At 56.9% G+C, this 20,044-nt stretch carries 18 protein-coding genes; 16 read left to right on the top strand and 2 right to left on the bottom strand.

What is annotated here, in order from left to right:
- Window positions 1-1,107: a WD40 repeat domain-containing protein gene (locus V9G17_04975; protein ID MEI2751935.1), complete on the bottom strand. Its 1,107-nt coding sequence runs from the start codon at window positions 1,105-1,107 to the stop codon at window positions 1-3.
- Window positions 1,108-1,303: 196 nt separating this feature from the next.
- Here V9G17_04975 and V9G17_04970 point away from each other — a divergent pair, with 196 nt between their 5' ends.
- The 13 genes from V9G17_04970 (at window position 1,304) to V9G17_04910 (ending at window position 15,018) form a co-directional block, all read left to right on the top strand.
- Entirely contained in the window at window positions 1,304-2,335 is a 1,032-nt protein-coding gene (locus V9G17_04970; protein MEI2751934.1) for a hypothetical protein, read from the top strand.
- A gap of 13 nt (window positions 2,336-2,348) precedes the next feature.
- Window positions 2,349-2,954, top strand: a complete 606-nt coding sequence (locus V9G17_04965) for a 4Fe-4S dicluster domain-containing protein (protein ID MEI2751933.1) — start codon at window positions 2,349-2,351, stop codon at window positions 2,952-2,954.
- A 211-nt stretch (window positions 2,955-3,165) separates the two neighbouring features.
- Window positions 3,166-4,143, top strand: coding sequence for a molecular chaperone TorD family protein (locus V9G17_04960; protein ID MEI2751932.1), 978 nt, complete (start codon window positions 3,166-3,168; stop codon window positions 4,141-4,143).
- Between the two features lie 99 nt (window positions 4,144-4,242).
- Window positions 4,243-5,196: an ethylbenzene dehydrogenase-related protein gene (locus V9G17_04955; GenBank protein MEI2751931.1), complete on the top strand. Its 954-nt coding sequence runs from the start codon at window positions 4,243-4,245 to the stop codon at window positions 5,194-5,196.
- Window positions 5,197-5,472: 276 nt separating this feature from the next.
- Window positions 5,473-7,254 carry a radical SAM protein gene (locus V9G17_04950; GenBank protein ID MEI2751930.1) on the top strand — a complete coding sequence of 594 codons (1,782 nt, stop codon included), beginning with the start codon at window positions 5,473-5,475 and terminating at the stop codon, window positions 7,252-7,254.
- Window positions 7,255-7,344: 90 nt separating this feature from the next.
- Window positions 7,345-8,466: a hypothetical protein gene (locus V9G17_04945; GenBank protein MEI2751929.1), complete on the top strand. Its 1,122-nt coding sequence runs from the start codon at window positions 7,345-7,347 to the stop codon at window positions 8,464-8,466.
- Window positions 8,467-8,499: 33 nt separating this feature from the next.
- Window positions 8,500-9,312 (top strand): tetratricopeptide repeat protein, encoded by an 813-nt coding sequence (locus tag V9G17_04940; GenBank protein ID MEI2751928.1) that lies wholly within the window; start codon window positions 8,500-8,502, stop codon window positions 9,310-9,312.
- A gap of 24 nt (window positions 9,313-9,336) precedes the next feature.
- Window positions 9,337-9,630, top strand: coding sequence for a twin-arginine translocase TatA/TatE family subunit (tatA, locus tag V9G17_04935; protein ID MEI2751927.1), 294 nt, complete (start codon window positions 9,337-9,339; stop codon window positions 9,628-9,630).
- A 46-nt stretch (window positions 9,631-9,676) separates the two neighbouring features.
- The gene (locus tag V9G17_04930; GenBank protein MEI2751926.1) at window positions 9,677-10,930 is read left to right on the top strand and encodes a hypothetical protein; all 1,254 of its coding nucleotides are present in this window, start codon (window positions 9,677-9,679) and stop codon (window positions 10,928-10,930) included.
- A gap of 195 nt (window positions 10,931-11,125) precedes the next feature.
- Entirely contained in the window at window positions 11,126-11,848 is a 723-nt protein-coding gene (locus tag V9G17_04925; GenBank protein ID MEI2751925.1) for an ethylbenzene dehydrogenase-related protein, read from the top strand.
- A 117-nt stretch (window positions 11,849-11,965) separates the two neighbouring features.
- A complete protein-coding gene (locus tag V9G17_04920; protein MEI2751924.1) occupies window positions 11,966-12,379 on the top strand; it encodes a PDZ domain-containing protein in 414 nt (137 codons plus the stop codon).
- Between the two features lie 24 nt (window positions 12,380-12,403).
- The gene (locus tag V9G17_04915; protein MEI2751923.1) at window positions 12,404-13,711 is read left to right on the top strand and encodes a multiheme c-type cytochrome; all 1,308 of its coding nucleotides are present in this window, start codon (window positions 12,404-12,406) and stop codon (window positions 13,709-13,711) included.
- Window positions 13,712-13,779: 68 nt separating this feature from the next.
- On the top strand, window positions 13,780-15,018 hold the full coding sequence (locus V9G17_04910) for a multiheme c-type cytochrome (GenBank protein MEI2751922.1): 1,239 nt from the start codon (window positions 13,780-13,782) through the stop codon (window positions 15,016-15,018).
- An 84-nt stretch (window positions 15,019-15,102) separates the two neighbouring features.
- On the opposite strand, the gene V9G17_04905 is transcribed toward V9G17_04910, so the two are convergent.
- On the bottom strand, window positions 15,103-15,357 hold the full coding sequence (locus tag V9G17_04905) for a hypothetical protein (GenBank protein MEI2751921.1): 255 nt from the start codon (window positions 15,355-15,357) through the stop codon (window positions 15,103-15,105).
- A gap of 362 nt (window positions 15,358-15,719) precedes the next feature.
- On the opposite strand from V9G17_04905, the gene V9G17_04900 reads away from it, so the two are divergent.
- The 3 genes from V9G17_04900 to recJ all read left to right on the top strand — a co-directional run bounded on the left by V9G17_04900 (window position 15,720) and on the right by recJ (window position 20,044).
- A complete protein-coding gene (locus V9G17_04900; GenBank protein ID MEI2751920.1) occupies window positions 15,720-17,774 on the top strand; it encodes a sodium-translocating pyrophosphatase in 2,055 nt (684 codons plus the stop codon).
- A gap of 171 nt (window positions 17,775-17,945) precedes the next feature.
- On the top strand, window positions 17,946-18,143 hold the full coding sequence (locus V9G17_04895) for a ubiquitin-like protein Pup (GenBank protein ID MEI2751919.1): 198 nt from the start codon (window positions 17,946-17,948) through the stop codon (window positions 18,141-18,143).
- A 194-nt stretch (window positions 18,144-18,337) separates the two neighbouring features.
- Window positions 18,338-20,044: a single-stranded-DNA-specific exonuclease RecJ gene (gene recJ, locus V9G17_04890; protein MEI2751918.1), complete on the top strand. Its 1,707-nt coding sequence runs from the start codon at window positions 18,338-18,340 to the stop codon at window positions 20,042-20,044.

Raw genomic sequence — 20,044 nt, 5'->3', positions numbered from 1 at the left:
TTAGTCTGCCGGCTCTACGCCGCCTTCCCACAACTTCACCGTACGATCCCAGGACGCGCTGGCCAGGCGTAGTCCGTCCGGCGAGAGGGCGATTCCGCGTACGGCCCCACCATGGGTTTTATCGGTTCGGAAGTTGCGGCCCGTGGCGATGTCCCAGAAGCGAATGGTGTTGTCATCCCCCGCACTGATGAGCACTTGTCCGTCGGGGGAGACCACTAACGACCGAACCCATCCATTATGCCCGCGCACGACGCGCAGTTCGTTCATCGTCGGCATTTCAAAGAAACGGATCGTGTTGTCACGGCTGCCGGTGATCAGCATTTTCCCATCTGGCGTAAAGACCATCGCGCCGATCCAGAACTCCATTGGCTTTTGGAATCCTCCATCGTCTTCGATGAAGAAGCCGCGGGTTTCCGTTGAGTCCTCGGCGGTTTCTTCCCAATGACCATTGTGGAGAATTTTCTCCTCTCCGCTCGGCAGCACTTCCCAGATTCTGATCTTCCCGATGTCGGAGCCGCTGGCGAGGTGCATCCCGTCCGGTGAAAAGGCCACACAGACCGACCAATGGTGATCGAATTGGTCTTTCCCGAGCAGGGTCATGAGGTCGGTGCCGGTCGTGACTTCCCAGATCTTGATGTCCTTATTGTGACTGCCGCGAGCCAGCATGAGGCCGTCAGGAGACAACGACAGGCTGCAGACATTGTGATCGTACCGGGTAAATAAGAGCTTGGTCGGCTCGCCGGTTTTCGGGTTCCAGAGGCGGATGGTCCGGTCTTCGCTGCCTGAGGCCAGCGTGCGGCCGTCCGGCGTGAAGACCAGGGCGCGAATATCGGCGGTGTGGCCTCTTAAGGAACGCAGGAGTCGCCCGGTTTCAATGTCCCAGACGCGGACGTAGCGGTCGACGCCGCCGCTGACAATCGTCTGACCATCGGGAGCGTAGGCGACGGACCACACGCCGTGCGAGTGTCCTCGAAACGTCTTCAGTTCACGAAACCCCGCTTTCCAATATGCTAAATGGTCCACGGGCGGGGGCTGTGGGGTTCCGCTCTGGCTGGTCGGTTGTCCTGTTGCAGGAGTGGTCAGGGGCGCTGTCGTTTGATTGCTCATAAAAATTTGTGCCTCGTCGCTGTGCTGAGCGGGGGCCATTGTGCCCCGGCCGACCCTCAACGGTTTGCAAAAAACGCCAAGGGGTTTGTATAATCGGCATTCGTTTCGATGATCGTAAGAGAACGACTGGGAGCAAGTCAAGCGCAGTACCTGTGCGGGTTTTATCCCTTCACCGAACCAGAACATGTGAGGTCTTATGGCAACCGGAGTAGAAGTTTCCAAGCCGTCGATGGAGATCCGTTTTCAGCCGGCCTTACTGCAGGAAGTCATCGACTCCTTTATTGAGAAGACGGAGCGGGAAGGGGATCCGACTTACTATAAAGAGTTTCATGAACTGGCCGATCCGATTTATGAAAAGTTCACCCTCGATGACCGCGAGGCGGAGTTCAAGAAGCTATATCAGTATTTGTTCGGCATCTGGGGATTCTCCGATATCATCCGTGACGCGTTTAATGAATTTCCTGAGCTGAAGCAGCGGGTCGGAATCGTCCTGGTCAAGGGGGTGCTCAAGGAGGATCAGGAAGGGGTCGACGTGTTGCGCAAGTGGGGTTCCGTCGAGCACGACCTGGCCAAGCAATTCGAGGAAAAGGGCCTGAAGGGCGTCGGCATCAAGCTGATTCCGCGGCGATTCTACGATCCGGCATTGACGCGGTACTGTCGCCACGAACTCCTACACATCCATGACATGCTCGATCCGGCATTCGGTTACGATCCCGACACGCGGGTCGGACAGAATCCCGGCGAAGAAACGCTCATCCTCCACCGCTATCGTATTCTCTGGAATATCAGCGTCGACAGCCGCTTGATTGTTTTAGGGAAGGAGCCGATGCTCCAGAAGGAAGATCGATTCAAGGAGTTTCGGTCGTGGTATCGCAAGATTCCACCGGCTCAGTTGAAATCCGTCTTCGAAGGGTTGTGGCAGACGAGCTACTTCACCCATTCGGAACTGGTTGAAATGGCGACCGACACGTTGCGTATCCTTGATCGCGCAGTGGATGTCGAGGGCGGAGAAATTCCGGAGACCAGCACGAAGGTGATGCTCATGCCGGGCTTCCCCTGTCCGCTCTGCCGGTTTCCGACGTACACCTGGGTGGAAGATATGGAGACCAAGTTGGAAAAATATATCTTGGACTTCATCCGCGAGAACCACCCGGGCTGGGATGTCGAGTACGGGGCCTGTGATCGTTGTGTGGAAGTGTACAAGTTGCGGGCCGACGGGGTGATGTAAATCGGGGTGCGTCATGGCCGCTGATCCCAAATACGGGCGTCGTGATTTTCTGAAGGACTCTGTCGTGTCGGTGGCGAAGGCTGCGCGGGAATTTGCGGCCCATAAGGATGCGCCCCGCGCGCAACCGGTCGCACCCGTGCGAACTGACTGGCTGCGTCCTCCGGGTGCTGTCGATGAGGCACTGTTTCTTGAGCGGTGCACACGTTGTAGTGATTGCACGGAAGCCTGCCCGCCGGGCGCAATCGTGAGTGACCTGTCGAACGGGACGCCGGTCATTTTTTCGAATCAGATCGCGTGCGAATTATGCGACGATTTCCCCTGTATCGCCGCTTGTGCGACCGAGGCACTCCTGCCGGTTGCCGATTGCTTTGGTGTGCGAATGGGGCTGGCGACGGTGTCGCACCGTGTTTGCACGGCAGGACAGGGCTGCCACGCCTGTGTATCGAAATGCCCTGTTGAGGCCCTTTCGATGGATTTTCACGCACTCCACCTGGTGGTGGCTCCGGAACGGTGTGTCGGATGTGGTATGTGTGAGCAGATTTGCAAGACGGTCAATGATCGGATTGCGATCAAGGTCACACCGGCGAGAAACTTGTCTGCCGGTGCGATAGGGTACTGAATGCAGTGTGTGTCGAGTTGTGCTAGGCCGCGAAATAATCATGCATGGTAGTGAAACATCGGCGCTTGTGGCGAAGGGAAAGGAGAGAGAGTTCATGCTTGACATCCCTCCCTCCTTTACCTATCATACGCCTCCTGTGCCGCAGGACTCAGATGTTGCGTAGTGTGCGAAAAAAATGCGCAACATGTTGAGGTGAGGAGCAAGATTACGTATGACATCGAAACAGGTCGTGCAGCCCACCTCCCCGTCCTCCACCGCAATCGCTCCTCCGCAGGCGGTTGCTATAAAAGATTCGCCAGCCGTTGAACGCGCGCTCAATCGCAGCAAAATATACCTCCTCTTTTCCTGGAGCTTGTTGTACCCGGAGGATGAGGAGTTTTTGGATTATTTGCAGTGCGGGGAATTCGTCGAAGACGGACGCGCGGCATTAGATGGATTGCGTCTCGCGCTCGATGGAATCGGTGGTGATCGCGCTAGCCAAAAAATTGCCCTGCTGAAAAAGCAGTTCGATCAGATCGAAAAGCTGGTTTCAGCTGAGTGTGTCAATTGGCAGATCGGCGATCTTCAGACGGAACATCGCCGGGTGTTTACGAACGTGATCACGCTGGATTGTCCTCCCTACGAGACGCTTTTCGGGAATGATCACGTCTTTGCGCAATCCCATGTGATGGGGGATATTGCAGGTTTTTACAAAGCTTTTGGAGTCGAACTCTCGAAAGACGTGCATGAGCGTCTGGATCACCTGAGTGTCGAGCTCGAGTTCATGCATTTTCTGACCTATAAAGAGTCCTATTCGCGTTGCCATGATGGTATCGACAAGACCGAGATCGTGGTCGATGCGCAAAAGAAGTTCATCAAGAATCACATCGGCCGATGGGTTCCGTTGTTCTGTCGGATGCTGGCGAAGAAGTCGGATACCGGCTTGTTCAAATTGATTGCCGACTGTATGTCAGAGTGGATGGATTTTGAGGTCGCCTTCCTTGGGGTGACGGTGCAGCCGTACTCTGAGGCGGACTATAGACCAGCTACCTTCAATGCTCCAGAAGGTCAAACCTACGAGTGCGGGGCGCAAGACAAGGGTAATGAGCTCAGCATGCTGCTGAGTGAAGTCGGAGCTGAATCCTTCATGGACCAACGGACGAAAGAGAAGGATGGCGAGAAGAGCGAGGGCCCAGTCGGGACTGCGTAGGAGTTCTCGGTGTGCGGGCCATGCAGTATTCGGTTTTCGGTAGACGTTATACGTTCCCAGTTCTTTTTCTTATTAATCTTTCAGAGGAGGGCATACGCAATGAGACTGGTGCAGACACGCAATAAGCGTTTGGTGTTTGGCATACTGTTCTCTGCGCTGATCGTCGGCATCATGTTGACGATCGGGCAGGTGCCTCTCGCGGTCAGCCAACCGGTGACCATTCCCGTGAAGGCGATCAAGGGGGTAATCCCGATGGATGGTGCAAACCCCATCTGGGAATCAGTGCCAGGTGTCATCATTCCATTGAGCGGCCAGACCATTACGACTCCGATGCACCCGAACATTTCGGTGAAGTCGGTGTTTGTGAAGGCGGTCAGCAATGGGAAGGAATTGGGGTTGCGCCTCGATTGGAGCGACCAGACCAAGAACGACACGGCAATCGGTCCGCAGGATTTTCGCGACCAAGCCGCTGTCATGTTCCCGGTCAACACTGCGGGCGCCCCGCCATTCCAGTGTATGGGCCAGTCCGGTGGGACGGTCAATATCTGGCGTTGGAACGCCGAGTGGCAGAAGGATCTCGGCAAGGATAGCGCTGGTATGTGGGATGTGGATGACCAGTACCCTGGCATCTTCTGGGATTACTATTTCGAAGAGCCGGCAGGTGGAGTCACCTATCCGGATCGTATCGGCCGGAGCCTTGGCCCATTCAATTCCGGTATTTGGTCCGGCAATATCATGTCTGACCCAACCTTGCGCGTCAGCTCCGTCGAGGATCTGAATGCGAACGGGTTTAGCACCTTGACCACTCAAGCCCATCAAGATGTGATCGGCAATGGTGTGTGGGAGCCGTCCGGGTCCCTCAAGGGCGGTGGATACACCGGCCCAACCTGGCGTGTGGTCGTCAAGCGCTCGCTGGAGACCGGCGATGCGAACGACACCCAGTTCAAGGCGGGCGCTTCGGTGCCAATCGCTTTCGCAATCTGGGATGGTTCCAACATCGAGCGTAACGGTATGAAGGCGCTCTCCACCTGGTTCACGCTGAAATTGCCGTGAGCTAAGTGGCCTGACGTGGCCGATCCTGCTCCTGTGTTGGGCAGGAACAGAGTTTCAGATTCGTAGCAAGAGGGCCCCGAGTCGTTGCCAGAAATGGCAAAGTGACTCGGGGCCTTCGTGCATTTGGAGGGAGAGAATGTTTCCCGCTGAGTGATCTAAATTTCTCGCACTGCGAGAGGCGGAGGGTTGCATTCGGACTTGAGCGGAGTGTATAAACCGATACGGTGCAACTCTTCTGAAAACACTGATTTTCCTGCTTAATATAAAGATAATCCTATGAAAGTTTCACTCCTGTTTCCTCCTACGTGGCACCCGTCTCAGCCCTACCTCAGTCTTCCATCATTGACCGGATTCCTCACTCAGGCTGGCGTGAGGGACGTCTCGCAGCGCGATCTCGGTATTGAGTTGCTGGACAAGGTGCTGACGCAGTCCTTTGCGCATGACCTCTATCAGCAACTCGTTGCCAAGCAGAAGAATCTCGAGCGGGAGCGTACCGGAGAGACCGGGCCCGGGAGTGCGGAGCAGCTGGCTCGTGTGATCGAATCGCTGGACCGGTTTCCGTATTTGTTCGAGCGAATTGAGTTGGCAAAAGAGACGCTGCGGGGAGAAGGATTTTACGATATTGAGGCCTACCGCAATAGCCTCTTTCTGATCGATAAATGGCTCGAGGTATTGTCCTCTCTGTATTTTCCGACTCGGATGACCGTGGTCGATAACCAATTCGGCGACTATTCGATCTACTCGTCGAAGGACCTGATCAAGGCCATTCGCGACGAAGGGCAGAATCCCTATATCAGCCTCTTCCGCGAACATGTGTTGCCGTCCATTTTGGCTGATCGCCCCGATCTGGTCGGTGTCTCGATTACCGCGACCTCGCAAATTATTCCCGGTCTTACGCTGTGCCGACTGATCAAGGAGCATGCGCCGGAACTGCATGTGACGGTTGGCGGAAGTATCTTTACCCGGCTGGTCGATAATCTTCGGCGTTGCCCTTGGCTGTTCGATCTGGTTGATGACTTCGTCGTGTTTGAAGGCGAAACCGCTCTGCTGGAGCTGGTACACCAGATGGACGGCAAGCGGGATTTCAGCAAGGTTCCGAATCTGATTTATCGCCAGAACGGCAAAATTACTGTTAATCAGCCCTTTTATTCCGAAAATATCAATCAGCTTACCGCGCCCAATTACGACGGCTTTCCACTGGATCTGTATTTGTCTCCAGAGCCTGTCCTGCCAGTCCAATTTTCACGTGGCTGCTACTACAAAGATTGCGCGTTCTGCGCCCTCACGTTGGATCACCAGAACTTCAGACAGCGTGATCCGGGTAAGACGGTGGACGATCTGGTTTGGTTGAAAGAACGCTATGGCGCGCAATCATTTTTCTTCACCGACGAATGTTTCGCGCTCTCTCCAACCAAACGCCTATGCCAGCAGATGATCGATCGACAGGTGAATGTGAAGTGGACCTGCGAATTGCGGTTCGAAAAGAATCTGACACGCGAACTGCTTGGCCAGATGCGAGATGCTGGCTGTTTGAAGATCGTCTTCGGACTGGAATCCTTTAATCAGCGAGTCATGGATTTCATGAAAAAGGGGATCAAGCAGGAATCCGTTCGCCGAATCGTCGATGACTGCGTCGATCTTGGGATTGCCGTGCATTGTTATGTGATCGTCGGGTTCCCCACGGAGAAAGAGGAAGAAGCGCTTGAGACCATGAACTTCGTGGTGGGGAATAAGAAGCTCCATGAATCCTATGGATTCTCCTGTCAGCCCTGTCTGTTCGATCTGGAGAAAGAGGCGCCGATCATGAGTGATCCGGGGAGTTACGGGATCAGGCGTATCATGCGGCCGGCGACCGAAGACCTCAGCCTGGGCTTCTTTTTTGAAGTGCAGGAAGGTATGACGCCTGCTCAGTCCGAGCAGCTCTATCAGCAGGTCTACGAAAAAATCAGCGAAGTGGTGTGCGAATTACCGTTTAACTATTCCATGGCCGATGGGTTGCTCTATATCGCCCGGGCCAAGTCGCAAGCGTTGCAAGTGCCACAACCGACCGGCTCATAGTGTTCGTGCGGTCATCAGCGCAGGCTGCCCTGCGGCGTTGACCGGTTGTGGTCAGAGGATTATCATCAACGTTTTGCACAGGGGGCTGAGATGTCTGCTGGAGCCGCCGCCGTCGAACGGACAACCGGACGGGTTGAAGATCAGGGGTTGCTGTTCGAATACACCATCAAGGTGGTGTTGTTCGTCGGGTTTTTCGAGCTCGTCCTCTATCGGCTAGTCTCCCGGCTCGGCATGCATATCAGCAAGATTGCGGCCCAGCATGAGTGGGTGGGGACGATCTTCCAGGTGCTGACGTCCGTGGGGTTCGCCCTGTTGAATGTCGTTGCAATCTTTGTGTTTCTGGCCTTGGTGGTGCTGTTGGTCAATCGGGCTCGTACCAGGGGGATCACGGGATTTAATGCCGTTACGATTCCCAGTGTGGCGCTTCTGCTGATCCTCACGGTTTCTTTCTTGATTGTGCCGCCGGCCATGCTGGGTGCTATCGTCTACAATATCGTGACCCTCATTGCGCTCACTGCATTGATGTTGGAGTATCTCTCGCAGCAACAGGAGTGGTCGAAGCGAGTCATGGGGGTGGTGTATTACTTCGGCATATCCGGGTGGCTCTATTATCAAATTTTCTCCACCGCCTATGGGTGGATGGGGGTCATTGCGGCCCCGCCGTTCGTGTATGAGGCCAATCGTCTCGGCGAAGCGTTGATGGTGCTTGCCAGCATCCTGGTGTTCTGGGCCTATGGGCGCGGGGTGTCGTTCCGAACCAGGAACCGGCAGCAGCGCCGACGCGCAATCTGGTTCGGTGCCGTTTCGGCGGTGGTGTTCTTTGGGTTGCTGTTTATGGATTATTTCCTGGGGCTCTACAATCCGGTGTTGGCCAATTCCATCCGGAAAGCCGGGGAGGGGATCAGCTGGATCTTTCAGATGGGCATGGGGTATACCTTCTATCTGCCCTTTGCCTTTTATGTCGCAGGGCTGCTCTGTTGGTCGTACACCGTGATCAGGCTCGTGTCGATGGGGCGTCTGGCGGGATACGGCCTCGCGTTGATGTTTATCGCCGGCTATGCGTTGTTATTTTCCAGTTTGACGCTGATGGTGGTGCTCGGGGTGATGTTACTGACGCTCGACCGTCCCAAAGGTGCGCTGACGGAACAGGCGGCGGTGACCAGGCCACCCCTTGTCGGCACGCAGGAATCTCTCGTTGGTGGACAAATTTAATCTTATGAGTCACCCAGATTAGGATACGTTGTTATGGATGAACAGACACAGACAGGCGGAGCAGAGCAGGGGAGTGCGGCGGTGGATCCTGGCGATCAACCGTTGAGCCCGGATGAAGAAATTGCGGAAATCGAAAAACTGCTCAGTACCGAAGCGGACGATTTTCAGGCACGGTGCCGGCTGGGAGAGTTGTATTTCAGCAAGGGCCGCCTTGACGATGCGCTCACCGAAGTGAAAAAGTCGATCGAGATGGCGGAGGGGCTCCGGACCGAGATGAATCGGTCGCTCGCAATGTACTACTCCAACCTCGGGACCATCTATGCGACCAAGGGGATGATCGACGAGGCTGAAGCTGAATTCAAGCGCGCGCTCGATGTGCATGCCTATGATGTGCTCGCGCTGTTCAATCTCGGCCGCGTGCAGGCGGATAAGCGAAAGTACATGGAGTCGAAGAATTACTACGAGCGGCTTGTCGAGATCACGCCCGACGATCCGATGGCGTGGTACAATCTCGCCGGTGTGTACGTGGAGCTCGACAATCCACAAGTCTCCGATTACAACACCATGGACATGGCGATCCAGTGCTATCTTCGTGTCTTAGAGTTAGATCCGAAGCATCTGGAGGCGAGCTTCAAATTGATGGAAATCGCTCTCAATCACCGGAAGACGGATTTGGCGATCAAGGTTATGGAAAGTGCGGTGGAGCACAGTCCAGACGAACCCCTCGCCTACTACAACTTGATCAGCGTCTACGACAAGTGCAAGATGTTCGAGCAGGCCGAACAGGCTCGTCAGCGCTTGAAAGAACGATTCGCGAAGAAAGCCAAAGAGGGAGCCGCATCCTGAACATGTGAGCAAAGGAGACACACCATGTTTGGCAGTCTTGGTTTTACAGAGTTGATTCTGATCCTGTTTATCGTGCTGATTATTTTCGGGGCAGGGAAGTTGCCGCAGCTTGGTGAGGGGATCGGCAAGGCGATCAAGGGCTTTAAGAAATCCGTCCATGAGGCGGATGCGATCGAGGCTGAGGCCCAGGCGCAAGCGCAGGCTCAGCAGGCCGAACCGCTGCAGGCACAGGCCATTCAGGCCCCGACGCCGGTGACGATGCCGACGCCTGTTGTTGAGCAGCCGGTCGCCGCAGCGCCTCCGGCCGCGCGCGCATAGCATTTGTTCCCACCATGGGCCCAGCATAGAACGGATTGACACAGTTATGGAAACGGACGTTCAATTAGCGGTCGGATATATCGAAACCTTTGCCGGAAACGGGAAGGCGCGAAGCACGGGAGACGGCAAGCGGGCTGTCAAAGCCGGCATTCCCCTTCCGCACCATGTCGCACTGGATCGAGACGAACGCTGGCTGTACTTCGCCGAATCAGGCAGCGACCGGGTTCGTCGTGTCAGTCTCACAGAGGGCACCGTCCATAATTTTGCCGGCATTGGCGAGACCTGCTACAGCGGCGATGAAGGGCCTTGCGGAGAAGCCGGCCTGTATCTGCCGTTGGATATCGTCTGCGATTCCCGCAACGATCTCTATGTCTGTGATTCAGGAAGTAACCGGATTCGAAAAATCGATCGTGAGACTGGAACGATCACGACGGTCGTGGGCACCGGTGAGCATGGATTTAATGGCGACGGCCCGGCGCTAGAGGTCAATTTGACCTGGCCTGCGGCGATTGCCTTCGACGCGGACGACGTCATGTATATCGCGGATACGCAGGCGCACCGAATTCGTCGGTACGACTCGCGCACCGGTCTGGTGGAAACCATCGCGGGAAGTTGGACCGCGGAAGATGAGGCCCGGGAGCAGCCATTGGTGGCACGTAACCTGGTCGTATTGTCCGGCGACGCAATTGGAATCGACTTCAGTGATGATAACGGGTGGCTGATGCCGGTTTGTTCGGATGGTCTGAGTTTGTCGATGTACCTCGATGATGGTCGTCCGGCCTTGGAGGCGCGGTTGTATGATATCGTCGGGATCGCCGTCGACAATGCCGGTGATGTATACATCGTCGACAAAGGCAGCAATCGAGTGCGCAAAATCGATCGTAAGACCGGGCTGATTTCTACCCTCGCCGGTGTTTGCCGGTACGGATATGATGGAGACGGGAAGCCGGCGGCGAAGTCGATGTTGCACGCGCCGGAAGCCATCGTCTTCGATCAACACAATCACGCCTATATCTCTGATACCGGCAACCATCGAGTTCGAAAGGTGGATGCCGACACGGGCGTCATTAGTACGGTGGCCGGCAACGGCGACAGCGGGTACGATGATAAGAACATGGGCGGCTGCGGTGCCGCGCGGTTTGTTGCCAAAGATGCCGCCGGTGCGCTGAAGCACGGCGATGGTCTGCTCGCCATCGAGGCGGTGGTGAATTCTCCGGTGGGGCTGACGCTTGATACGCAGGGATATCTGTACATCTGTGAGCGGGGTGAAAATAAGATTCGTCGCGCCAAACTGTGGTAATTGGAGTGGCGGATTCAGCGTCCCGCGCGCGCACTGGGTGCGGGGGTTTTCACGGTTAGCGGATTGCGTCGGGACATGAGGCGAATGATATCGGTTCACACATCCCGCACTCGGTTAGTGACACTTCTCTCCTGCCTGTTTGTTCTCGCCCTCGTTCTGGGTGGTCTCGGTATCCCCATCGTCAGCTCAGAAGGCATGATTATCCGTGCACAGGCGATTACAGGAGACATCCCGGTCGCTCCTGAAGATCCTCTGTGGCAGAAAATTGCGCCTATGACGTTGCCCTTAAGCGGGCAGGTGATTACCCGTCCGGTGTGGCCGGAGCCGACGGCCCACGCGTTGTCCGTGCGCGCCGTGCATAACGGAACCGACATCGCCTTCTTATTGGAATGGCAGGACAATACGAAAAACGATCGTTTGACGCCGGGTACCTTCCGTGACGGCGTGGCGTTGGGATTACCGCTTGGCGATGCGCCGGCATTTTTCTGTATGGGCCAGCTGGATCATTACATCAATATCTGGCATTGGAAGGCCGATTGGCAGAGCGACATCGACCGGCGTGCGTCCAGAACCACCGAAAAAGACAAGACCGGAAGCGGTGAACCCAGGCGCTTTGAGGTGATTCCGCGGCGGGCGTCTTCGGTGGAAGATTTGATCGGCGGCGGCTTCAGCACCCTGACCACCAAGGAGAAGCAGGGACGCGTCCAGGGAAAAGCCACCTGGAAAGACGGCACGTGGCGGGTCGTGATGCGTCGGCCCTTGTCGAGTGAAGAGCAGGAGAATGAAGCCAAGCTGATTCCGGGGCGTATCCAGGCTGTGTCTTTTGCGGTGTGGAACGGGGAGAACAAAGAGCGCAACGGACAGAAAGCCATTGCCCCTTGGTTTCAACTCGCGCTCGATCCGATCACAAAGACGTAATTCTTCCTGGTAGGATGATACAGTCGGCAGGATGTGGAGGCGAGACCGTTGGAGGGAATGTCCCAGAAGAATCGCGCGATCCTGAACAGAGCCCTTTCTCTCGGAAGGGCTCTTTGTGTGTGTGGGGTCCTGCTTTCCGCAATGGGCTGGGGCAGCCAGGCCGAGGCAGGTCCCGGTGCGAACGGCGAGATGACGGTCGAGGAAGCCATTCAACTCGGGGAAGAGTTTGGGATTGCCGTCGGCGAAGTCGATGAAGAGGTGCAGAAGGAACTCAAGTTGCAACGGCCTGAAGGTGTGGCCGTGTTCGAAGTGATCGGCAATTCCAGGGCAGACTATGCGGGGATCAAGGTGCGGTCGGTCATCAAGGAGATTGACAAGAAGGAAGTCCGCAACCTGATCGATTTCGGGAAGGCCGTTAAGGCGGCCATGAAAGAGTGTAACTTTACCGTCGGGACCTATGAACCGGCAGATCCGGGTGATCCGGTGGGCTGGGGTGTGAACTTTCATTTCGTCGGATGCAAGCGGGACTAAATCAGAACCGGGTACGAGTGCAGCGTGAACGACAAGGGACGATCGATTCAAACATGGGTGATGGGTGGGTTGCTGCTGGTCCTGGCCCTGCTGAACGTCACCTTCCACGAACGGGCGATCGCGCAGAAGTCTGATGGACAGGCGCCGGCTGATTGGGTGGCTGAGATCGAAAAGATCTTCATCCGATCGGAAGACTGTAAGCAGTGCCATGATCGTCACTACGAAGAGTGGAAGGGGATGCGCGAGCAGACCCCGGACCTGAAATCGTTCGGGCGTGTGGACGCGGCCTTGCTGCATGGCACGTCATTCGAATCGCCGGTGTTCCGGACGGTACTGGGGATGTGGATGCAGACGAACCCGACGATGCAGGAACGGCAGCGCTGCTTGTCCTGTCATGCGCCGGCCGTGACGGTCTTCCCGCAGCATGTCGAGAAGATCAGCGCGCAAATCCTGTCCGGCAAGCCGCAGGTCGAGGGGATTGGGTGTGCGTCCTGTCACCTGATTAACGCGGTCGAAACGACGCCGCAGCCTCCTCCGACCTACAAGGTGCAGCCGGGCGACATGCTGTTTGGGCCCTATGCTGATCCGGAAGAGAATCTGGTGCATCCGGCCACGCAGTTGCCCCTGTTTCGTGGCGCGAATTTCTGCACCTCCTGTCATTTCGACAAAGTGAAGGATGTCACACAGAAGGATTTGCCCGGTGAGATCCTCCAAGGGACCATCTGTCAGGATTGCCATATGGAGCCGTCCACGGGGAGTTCCACGTCGAAGCGCGGTGCGATGACTCGCGCAATCGGCCGCCATTGGTTCCGCGGGGTGGTCATTCCGGGGACGTTGCTGAAGAACCGCAATCTGCAGGCAGAGTGGATGCCGCGTATCGATGTGGACGCCACGAAGTCCGGAGCGGCAGTGGAAGGTACTGTGCTGGTGAAGGTCGGCAGCTTGCCGCATAGTTTTCCCGACGGTGATCCGGTGCTCAAGCAGTTCTTCCTCTCGATCACGATCAAGGATGCGCAAGGGAATGTGTTGGGTGAGGACACGAAACAATTCGGCCTTCCCTACGACAAGATTTTGCGCGGCCCGATTCCGGACCCGTTCATCAAGGGCGGCAACACACGCCGTGTTCCGTTCTCCCAGGCCGTGAAGGAGGGTGGGACGCCGGCAACGATTGAGGTGGTGCTCAGTTACGCCTTGATCCCGGAGCCGGACGCGGAGCTCAAAGCCAAGTATCTGGCGACCCTGGCCAATGATCAGGAGCGGGCGACCGCGAAAAAGGTGATTGAGGAATACATTCAGCCTCGGATGCTGACCTATCGGGCCAAATCGCTCTAAGCTTCCTTGCAGTGTGCCGTGCATCGCAGGCAGTGAGGAGTATGCCCTGTGCGGAGGAGATGCCGACGGTGAAGAATCGACGCGGGCTTTTGCAGGGAATTGTAATCGGTCTGGTGCTGCTGATGGTGGCCATGGTCAGTTACGGCGTGCAACAGGGGTTAGCCCAGGACGCCAAGGCCCAAGCGACGATCGAAAAATCGTTTCCCAGTTCGAGCAAGTGCAAGCGTTGTCATGAGCGGGTGTTCGAAGAGTGGGAGACGTCGCCGCTCTCGCGCTCGATTCATACGCCGACGTTTCGAGCCGCCCTCGATGCCTATCTGACTGCCTCTGCAGGGAAAGATAAGGCCCTCTGTTTCCGCTGCCACGCCCCGCATATTCGTGAATTTGCCGACCATGCGCAACTGTTCGTGACTCAGGCCCAATCCGGTGAGCCGTCACTCGATGGTGTTGCGTGTGTGCAATGTCACCTCATCAAGCAAGTCGATCGGACAAAACAGCCGCCTGAGCCGAAGTACGATCTCGGCAGCAAGACGATGTACGGGCCGTACAAAGACTTTGCGCAGAACCTGGCGCATCAATCGATGGAAATAGGCTTATTCCACAAGTCGGATCTGTGCCTCAATTGCCACCAGGTTGTCCCCGCTGCGGTGGATCTCGGTAAGAGCAACGACCTGCTGGGGAATTGGGACCAGAGCAAAGCCGTGAAATCGGGAAAGGAGTGCCAGACCTGTCACATGCCGGAACAGGTCGGCGAATCAGCCAACGGAGAGGCGAAACGCAAAGTGGCGAACCACACGTTCCCTGGCCGCATCGGCCAACTGAGGCAAGAAGCGGCCAAGCTGGAAGTCTTGACCAAAGTTGAAGGGGACAAGACCACCGTGACCGTGGCTGTGCAGAGCCTGGTCCCGCACAATTTGCCGACCACTCACCCAGGGTGGGCCGGCGTCGTGCTGGAGTTAGAGATCAAGGGCAAGAACCTGAAAACGGTGTTCAGCGACAAACGCCTGTACGGCCGTACATACGCCGACGCCAAGGGGCAGAAGACGGTGTTCGACTTTGAGGCCGTGAAAGTGCTGGAAGAAACGGTGCTCAAGCCGGAAGAAAGGCGACTGGAAACGTTTACCTTTGCGACGCCAAAGGACACCAAGACGTTCGACGTCGAGGCCATTCTCAGTTACGCTCCCGTGACCGGGCCGGCTCCCTTTCTGCAGCGCATTGAAGCGGAATCCTCTAAAGGCGCACAGGATCCGGTGTTTCAATCCATCCCCATCGCGAAGTTCAGCGAGAACGTTCCTGTCTCCAGGTAGCGCCCCGTTCTTCGGGGTGCGTCTCCTGTCCGTGCAGAATTTCCGACGGTCACAACTGAGACACGACGTGTTACGAGATGTGGATCACTCGGAGACGATGCTGGAACCGGGGGACTTCATCTTAAAGATCTGAATGGCGCTGTAGATGCCTTTGGCGGGGTGATTGAGGATGAGTCGTGAGTTGGTGATGTGCGTGTCGATCAATTCGTACTGTCCGCCGCTGTAGTACACATCGCAATCATCGATTTCACAGTTCTTGTACACATGATTGTCCAGCGACAGCTTGGCTTTGCTGAATTTCTGCTGATCGACCAAGATATATTCCGGCGCAAATCCCATCACGCACTCCTCAATTCGCGCGCACTATAACAAAGTCGCCATCCTTCCGCAAACAGCCACCGTCGGCGCGTTGGCCGATGGTGTACACCTCCAACCCGTGACGGCACCGATCTTTCGTCTTGATCCGATTCCGACCTCGCTATAGAATGGCGCCACTTTTCGGCCGTTCGTAGCCGTGTCTGTTGTCGGGCCTGCAGCGCTTCTTCCTGCTGCGGTATCGCTCGCGATGGGGTCATCCACGGAGCCTCTGTAACATTCGTCGACCGTTGTCCGTGACTGGTTCATGTGCGCGACGGGGTCTTCACCTAGACATTTGAGCTGGATTCTCAGTTTCACCATTCTGTACACAGGAGGAGAATACTGTGAGCGACTCAGCGATTGTGACCTTTGCTCTGAGTGCGGCGGTGGCCGGTATTGCCTATGGGTTGTATCTTGCCATGTGGGTGTTCAAGCTCGATGCCGGGAATGCGAAGATGCAGGAAATTGCAAAAGCGATTCAGGAGGGCGCCGGCGCGTATATGAATCGGCAGTATAAGACGGTCGGGCTGGTGGCGGCCGTGTTGTTTGTAGTGCTCTGGGGCGCTGGCGCTGTGTCGGATAAGTTCGGCATGTTGACGGCGATCGGATTCTTGATCGGCGCCGGGGCCTCGGCGCTCGCTGGGTATGTAGGCATGATCATTGCGGTTCGGGCGAATGTGCGGACGGCCCAAGCGGCGCACAACGGGATGAATGCCGCGTTAACCGTGGCATTCCGCGGCGGCGCGGTGACGGGCCTGTTGTTGATCGGGCTGGGCCTTTTAGCCATCACCGGGTTCTACACGCTGGCTTCCCAGATAGCCGGACAAGAGAAAGCTATTCATGCGCTCCTCAGCCTCGGTTTTGGCGGCAGTTTAATTTCCGTGTTTGCGCGTGTCGGTGGCGGCATCTACACCAAGGCGGCCGATGTGGGCGCGGATCTGGTCGGCAAGGTGGAGGCGGGTATTCCTGAAGACGACCCTCGCAATCCGGCGGTCATCGCAGACAATGTGGGCGACAACGTTGGCGATTGTGCCGGTATGGCGGCGGACCTTTTCGAAACCTATGCGGTGACGACCGTGGCCGCGATGGTGCTGGCCTTCACGATGTTCAAGGGGGTCAGTGCGCCGATTCTGTACCCACTCGCATTGGGTGGTGTGACGATCTTCGCGACGATCATCGGTATCTTATTTGTAAAGGTGGGCCCGGGCGGCGAAATCATGCCGGCCCTGTACAAAGGATTGTTCGTGGCCGGTGGCATTGCCGCCGTGGCATTTTTCCCGATTACCTCGAAGATCATGGACGGGGTCGGCGGCGTGAGCGGGATGAATTATTACCTGGCGGCGTTGATTGGGCTGGCGGTGACATTAGCCTTGGTGTTCATCACCGACTATTACACGTCCAAGGACTACGCGCCGGTGAAGGATATCGCCAAGGCCAGCGAAACGGGTCACGCGACCAACATCATTGCCGGTCTGGCGGTGGGCATGCAGGCGACGTCCGCCCCAGTGGTCGTGATCGGCGCGGCGATTCTGGGTAGCTACTGGATCTGCGGCGGGGCGGACTCAGGAGGGTTGTATGGCGTCGCGGTGGCGGCGGTGTCGATGCTCTCGATGGCAGGGATCGTGGTGGCGATCGATGCGTTCGGCCCGATCACGGACAATGCCGGCGGGATCGCCGAAATGGCACATCTGGGCAAGGAGGTGCGTGACATTACGGATCCCCTCGACGCGGTCGGCAATACGACGAAGGCGGTCACCAAGGGGTATGCGATTGGCTCGGCCGCGCTCGCGGCGGTGGTGCTGTTTGCCGAATTCGCCCGTGAAGTGGCCAAAGGCACTCAAGCCAGTACCTTTGACCTCTCGAATCCGTTGGTGCTCGTCGGGCTGTTCCTTGGCGGGATGTTGCCGTTCATCTTCGGCGCATTGTGTATGAAAGCGGTCGGCCAGGCGGCCGGGCTGGTTGTCGAAGAGGTGCGGCGTCAGTTTAGGACGATCAAAGGCATCATGGAGGGAACGGGCAAACCCGAGTATGGGACCTGCGTGGACATTGTCACGCAAGCTGCGATTCAGAAGATGATGATCCCAGGGTTGATTCCCGTGGTGGCTCCGATCCTGGTGGGGGTGATCCTTGGCCCGCAGGCGCTGGGTGGAGTCTTGGTCGGCAGCATCGTCACGGGGCTTTTTGTGGCTATCTCCATGACCAGCGGTGGTGGCGCGTGGGACAACGCGAAGAAGTATATCGAAGAACAGGGACTGAAGGGGACTGATACCCACAAGGCGGCTGTGACCGGGGATACGGTCGGCGACCCGTATAAGGACACGGCTGGGCCGGCGATCAATCCGATGATTAAGGTCATCAATATTGTCGCGTTGCTGATCGTCTCGCTCATTGTGAAATAGCGGTAGAGGTACGTGGAGAGGCCTCGTTGATACGGCCGGCTTCATCATGGGCGCGAGGCCGCACTGGATCTCTTCCTTGGCTTGACGCGTTCGACGACCCTAGAGTATGGTGAGAAAGAGTGGATGGTTGGTGACACGTGCTGCACGTGCTGATTGACTGGAGGTGCTCCGATGGAGAAACAGGAGAGGAGACCGGAATCCAGGAAAGAGTCCCATCAGAAGGAAGAGGTCAAGCCGAATCCAAAGGTCGTCGAGTCAGGGAAGAAGATGAAAGAGGACATCGACAAGTTGGTCGATGAAATCGACGACGTACTCGAAAAAAATGCCGAAGAATTCGTGAAGAACTACGTGCAAAAGGGAGGGGAATAGTCCCCTCCCTTTTTTATGCCCCCCTCCCGGTCCGTCTCGTTTTTCTCCCGAAGCGCTGGTCGCTCACCTGAACCTTGACGGTGTCGCGCGTCGCTCTCGTCTCACGGACCCCGTTTGACAAAGAAACGATGACTCGATACCATTCCCTCGCTGCTTAGTAACTTCTGATTATTTCAGGCAAAGATAGAGGCTTCATGCAGGAAAAGTTATGGGTGTTTCGAGCGTTCGATAGTGCCTTGCAGAATACGCTTGCGCGGCAGCTTTCGATCTCGCCGGTGACGGCGTCGGTGTTGCTCGCGCGTGGGGTGACGACTCCGGGTGAAGCGACTCGCTGGATGTCCAGCGTGCAGGGTGGGTTGCACGATCCGTTTTTGCTGCCCGATATCGAGCCGGCTGTCGAGCGACTGCACGCGGCCCTCTCTCGTGAGGAGCAGGTCTGTTTTTATGGCGACTACGATGTGGACGGGGTGTCGGCCACAAGCCTCTACTTGTCGTTCTATCAAGGTCTCGGCGGAAATGCCTGTGGCTACATTCCTCACCGAGTTCGTGAAGGGTACGGGTTGAACGAGGGGGCGGTTCGCCGGTTGGCGCAGAAGGGGGTTACGCTGCTTGTCACCTCGGACTGTGGCACGACATCACATCATGAAATTGCGGTCGCGAAAGAACTCGGCATGGATGTGATCGTGACGGATCACCATCAAACAGATGCCACGATGCCGGCCGCGCTTGCCGTGCTCAATCCGCATCGGCGTGATGCCGTTTATCCCTTCAAGGGGCTGTGCTCCGCGGGGTTGGCGTATAAGGTGGTGTCGGCGTACCAGCAGCGGTATGGATCCGGCGACGTGGATCCTGAATCCTGCTTGGATTTGGTGGCCCTGGCGACGGTGGCTGATATCGTGCCGCTCCAGGACGAGAACCGAATCCTGGTGCGTGAAGGTCTGAGGCAGATCACGCGCGGGGCTCGCTGTGGACTTCGTGCGCTCAAGCAAGTGGCCGGCATTGCGAAGGACTGTACCAGCGAGACCATTGGTTTTCGTCTGGGCCCTCGGCTGAATGCCGCAGGTCGGCTGGATCACGCGATGCTCTGTGTCCAGTTGCTGACGACGAATTCAGATCAGGAGGCCATGCGAATCGCCGAACAGTTGGAGCAGTTGAATCGACAGCGGCAGCAGGTTGAAGAAGGCATCACCGAGGAGGCGGCTGCCTCGTTAAAGGATGAGGCGTCGGCCGCAGCGATCGTGCTGGGCTCGCGCGACTGGCATTTGGGGGTCGTGGGCATTGTCGCTGCTCGATTGGTGGATCGATTCCATCGTCCGAGCATCGTGATTGCGATCGATGATCAAGGGGTGGGCAAGGGCTCGGCCCGGACGGTGGAGGGGTTCGATCTGTATCAGGGATTGTCGGAGTGTAAGGATCTGCTGGAGGCGTATGGCGGTCATCCGAGTGCCGCCGGATTGACTCTCAAGGCGTCACGATTGGAGGAGTTTCGCCGGCGGTTTTGTGACGTGGCGGCCCAGTGGGCCGGTAGTACGCGCAGGGTTCCGACCCTGCACGTCGATGCCGAAGTGAAACTCACGGATGTCAATTTCGATCTGATCCAGGAGCTTGAATCGCTGCACCCCTTTGGCGCCGGTAATCCCGAGCCGACCTTAGCGGTACGTGGGCTGGATGTGGTAGATGCGCGCGTCGTGGGCGAGAAGCATTTGAAGTTGCGTGTGCGGCAAGGGCGATCGTTTATTTTCGATAGCATCGGCTTTCGCATGGGGTCATATGAGGAGCTAGGACTCAGGTCCGGCCGACCGGTCGATCTGGCGTTCAGCCCTGAACGGAATCATTGGAACGGATACGATCGGGTGCAGTTGCGTATCAAGGCGCTCCGTATGAGCGGTGAGGTATCGTAA

Source organism: Nitrospira sp. (assembly GCA_037045225.1).
In the GTDB taxonomy this organism is placed as follows: Bacteria; Nitrospirota; Nitrospiria; order Nitrospirales; family Nitrospiraceae; genus Nitrospira_A.
The sequence above is the reverse complement of the archived record's forward strand: the minus strand, read 5'-3'. Positions and strand labels throughout refer to the sequence as shown.

Excerpts from the sequence above, each read along its gene's own strand:
- V9G17_04975 (MEI2751935.1), bottom strand. The coding sequence starts at position 1,107 with ATGAGCAATCAAACGACAGCGCCCCTGACCACTCCTGCAACAGGACAA.
- V9G17_04940 (MEI2751928.1), top strand. The coding sequence starts at position 8,500 with ATGGATGAACAGACACAGACAGGCGGAGCAGAGCAGGGGAGTGCGGCG.
- V9G17_04965 (MEI2751933.1), top strand. The coding sequence starts at position 2,349 with ATGGCCGCTGATCCCAAATACGGGCGTCGTGATTTTCTGAAGGACTCT.
- recJ (MEI2751918.1), top strand. The coding sequence starts at position 18,338 with ATGCAGGAAAAGTTATGGGTGTTTCGAGCGTTCGATAGTGCCTTGCAG.
- V9G17_04930 (MEI2751926.1), top strand. The coding sequence starts at position 9,677 with ATGGAAACGGACGTTCAATTAGCGGTCGGATATATCGAAACCTTTGCC.
- tatA (MEI2751927.1), top strand. The coding sequence starts at position 9,337 with ATGTTTGGCAGTCTTGGTTTTACAGAGTTGATTCTGATCCTGTTTATC.
- V9G17_04945 (MEI2751929.1), top strand. The coding sequence starts at position 7,345 with ATGTCTGCTGGAGCCGCCGCCGTCGAACGGACAACCGGACGGGTTGAA.
- V9G17_04955 (MEI2751931.1), top strand. The coding sequence starts at position 4,243 with ATGAGACTGGTGCAGACACGCAATAAGCGTTTGGTGTTTGGCATACTG.
- V9G17_04970 (MEI2751934.1), top strand. The coding sequence starts at position 1,304 with ATGGCAACCGGAGTAGAAGTTTCCAAGCCGTCGATGGAGATCCGTTTT.
- V9G17_04960 (MEI2751932.1), top strand. The coding sequence starts at position 3,166 with ATGACATCGAAACAGGTCGTGCAGCCCACCTCCCCGTCCTCCACCGCA.
- V9G17_04895 (MEI2751919.1), top strand. The coding sequence starts at position 17,946 with ATGGAGAAACAGGAGAGGAGACCGGAATCCAGGAAAGAGTCCCATCAG.
- V9G17_04925 (MEI2751925.1), top strand. The coding sequence starts at position 11,126 with ATGATTATCCGTGCACAGGCGATTACAGGAGACATCCCGGTCGCTCCT.
- V9G17_04950 (MEI2751930.1), top strand. The coding sequence starts at position 5,473 with ATGAAAGTTTCACTCCTGTTTCCTCCTACGTGGCACCCGTCTCAGCCC.
- V9G17_04905 (MEI2751921.1), bottom strand. The coding sequence starts at position 15,357 with ATGGGATTTGCGCCGGAATATATCTTGGTCGATCAGCAGAAATTCAGC.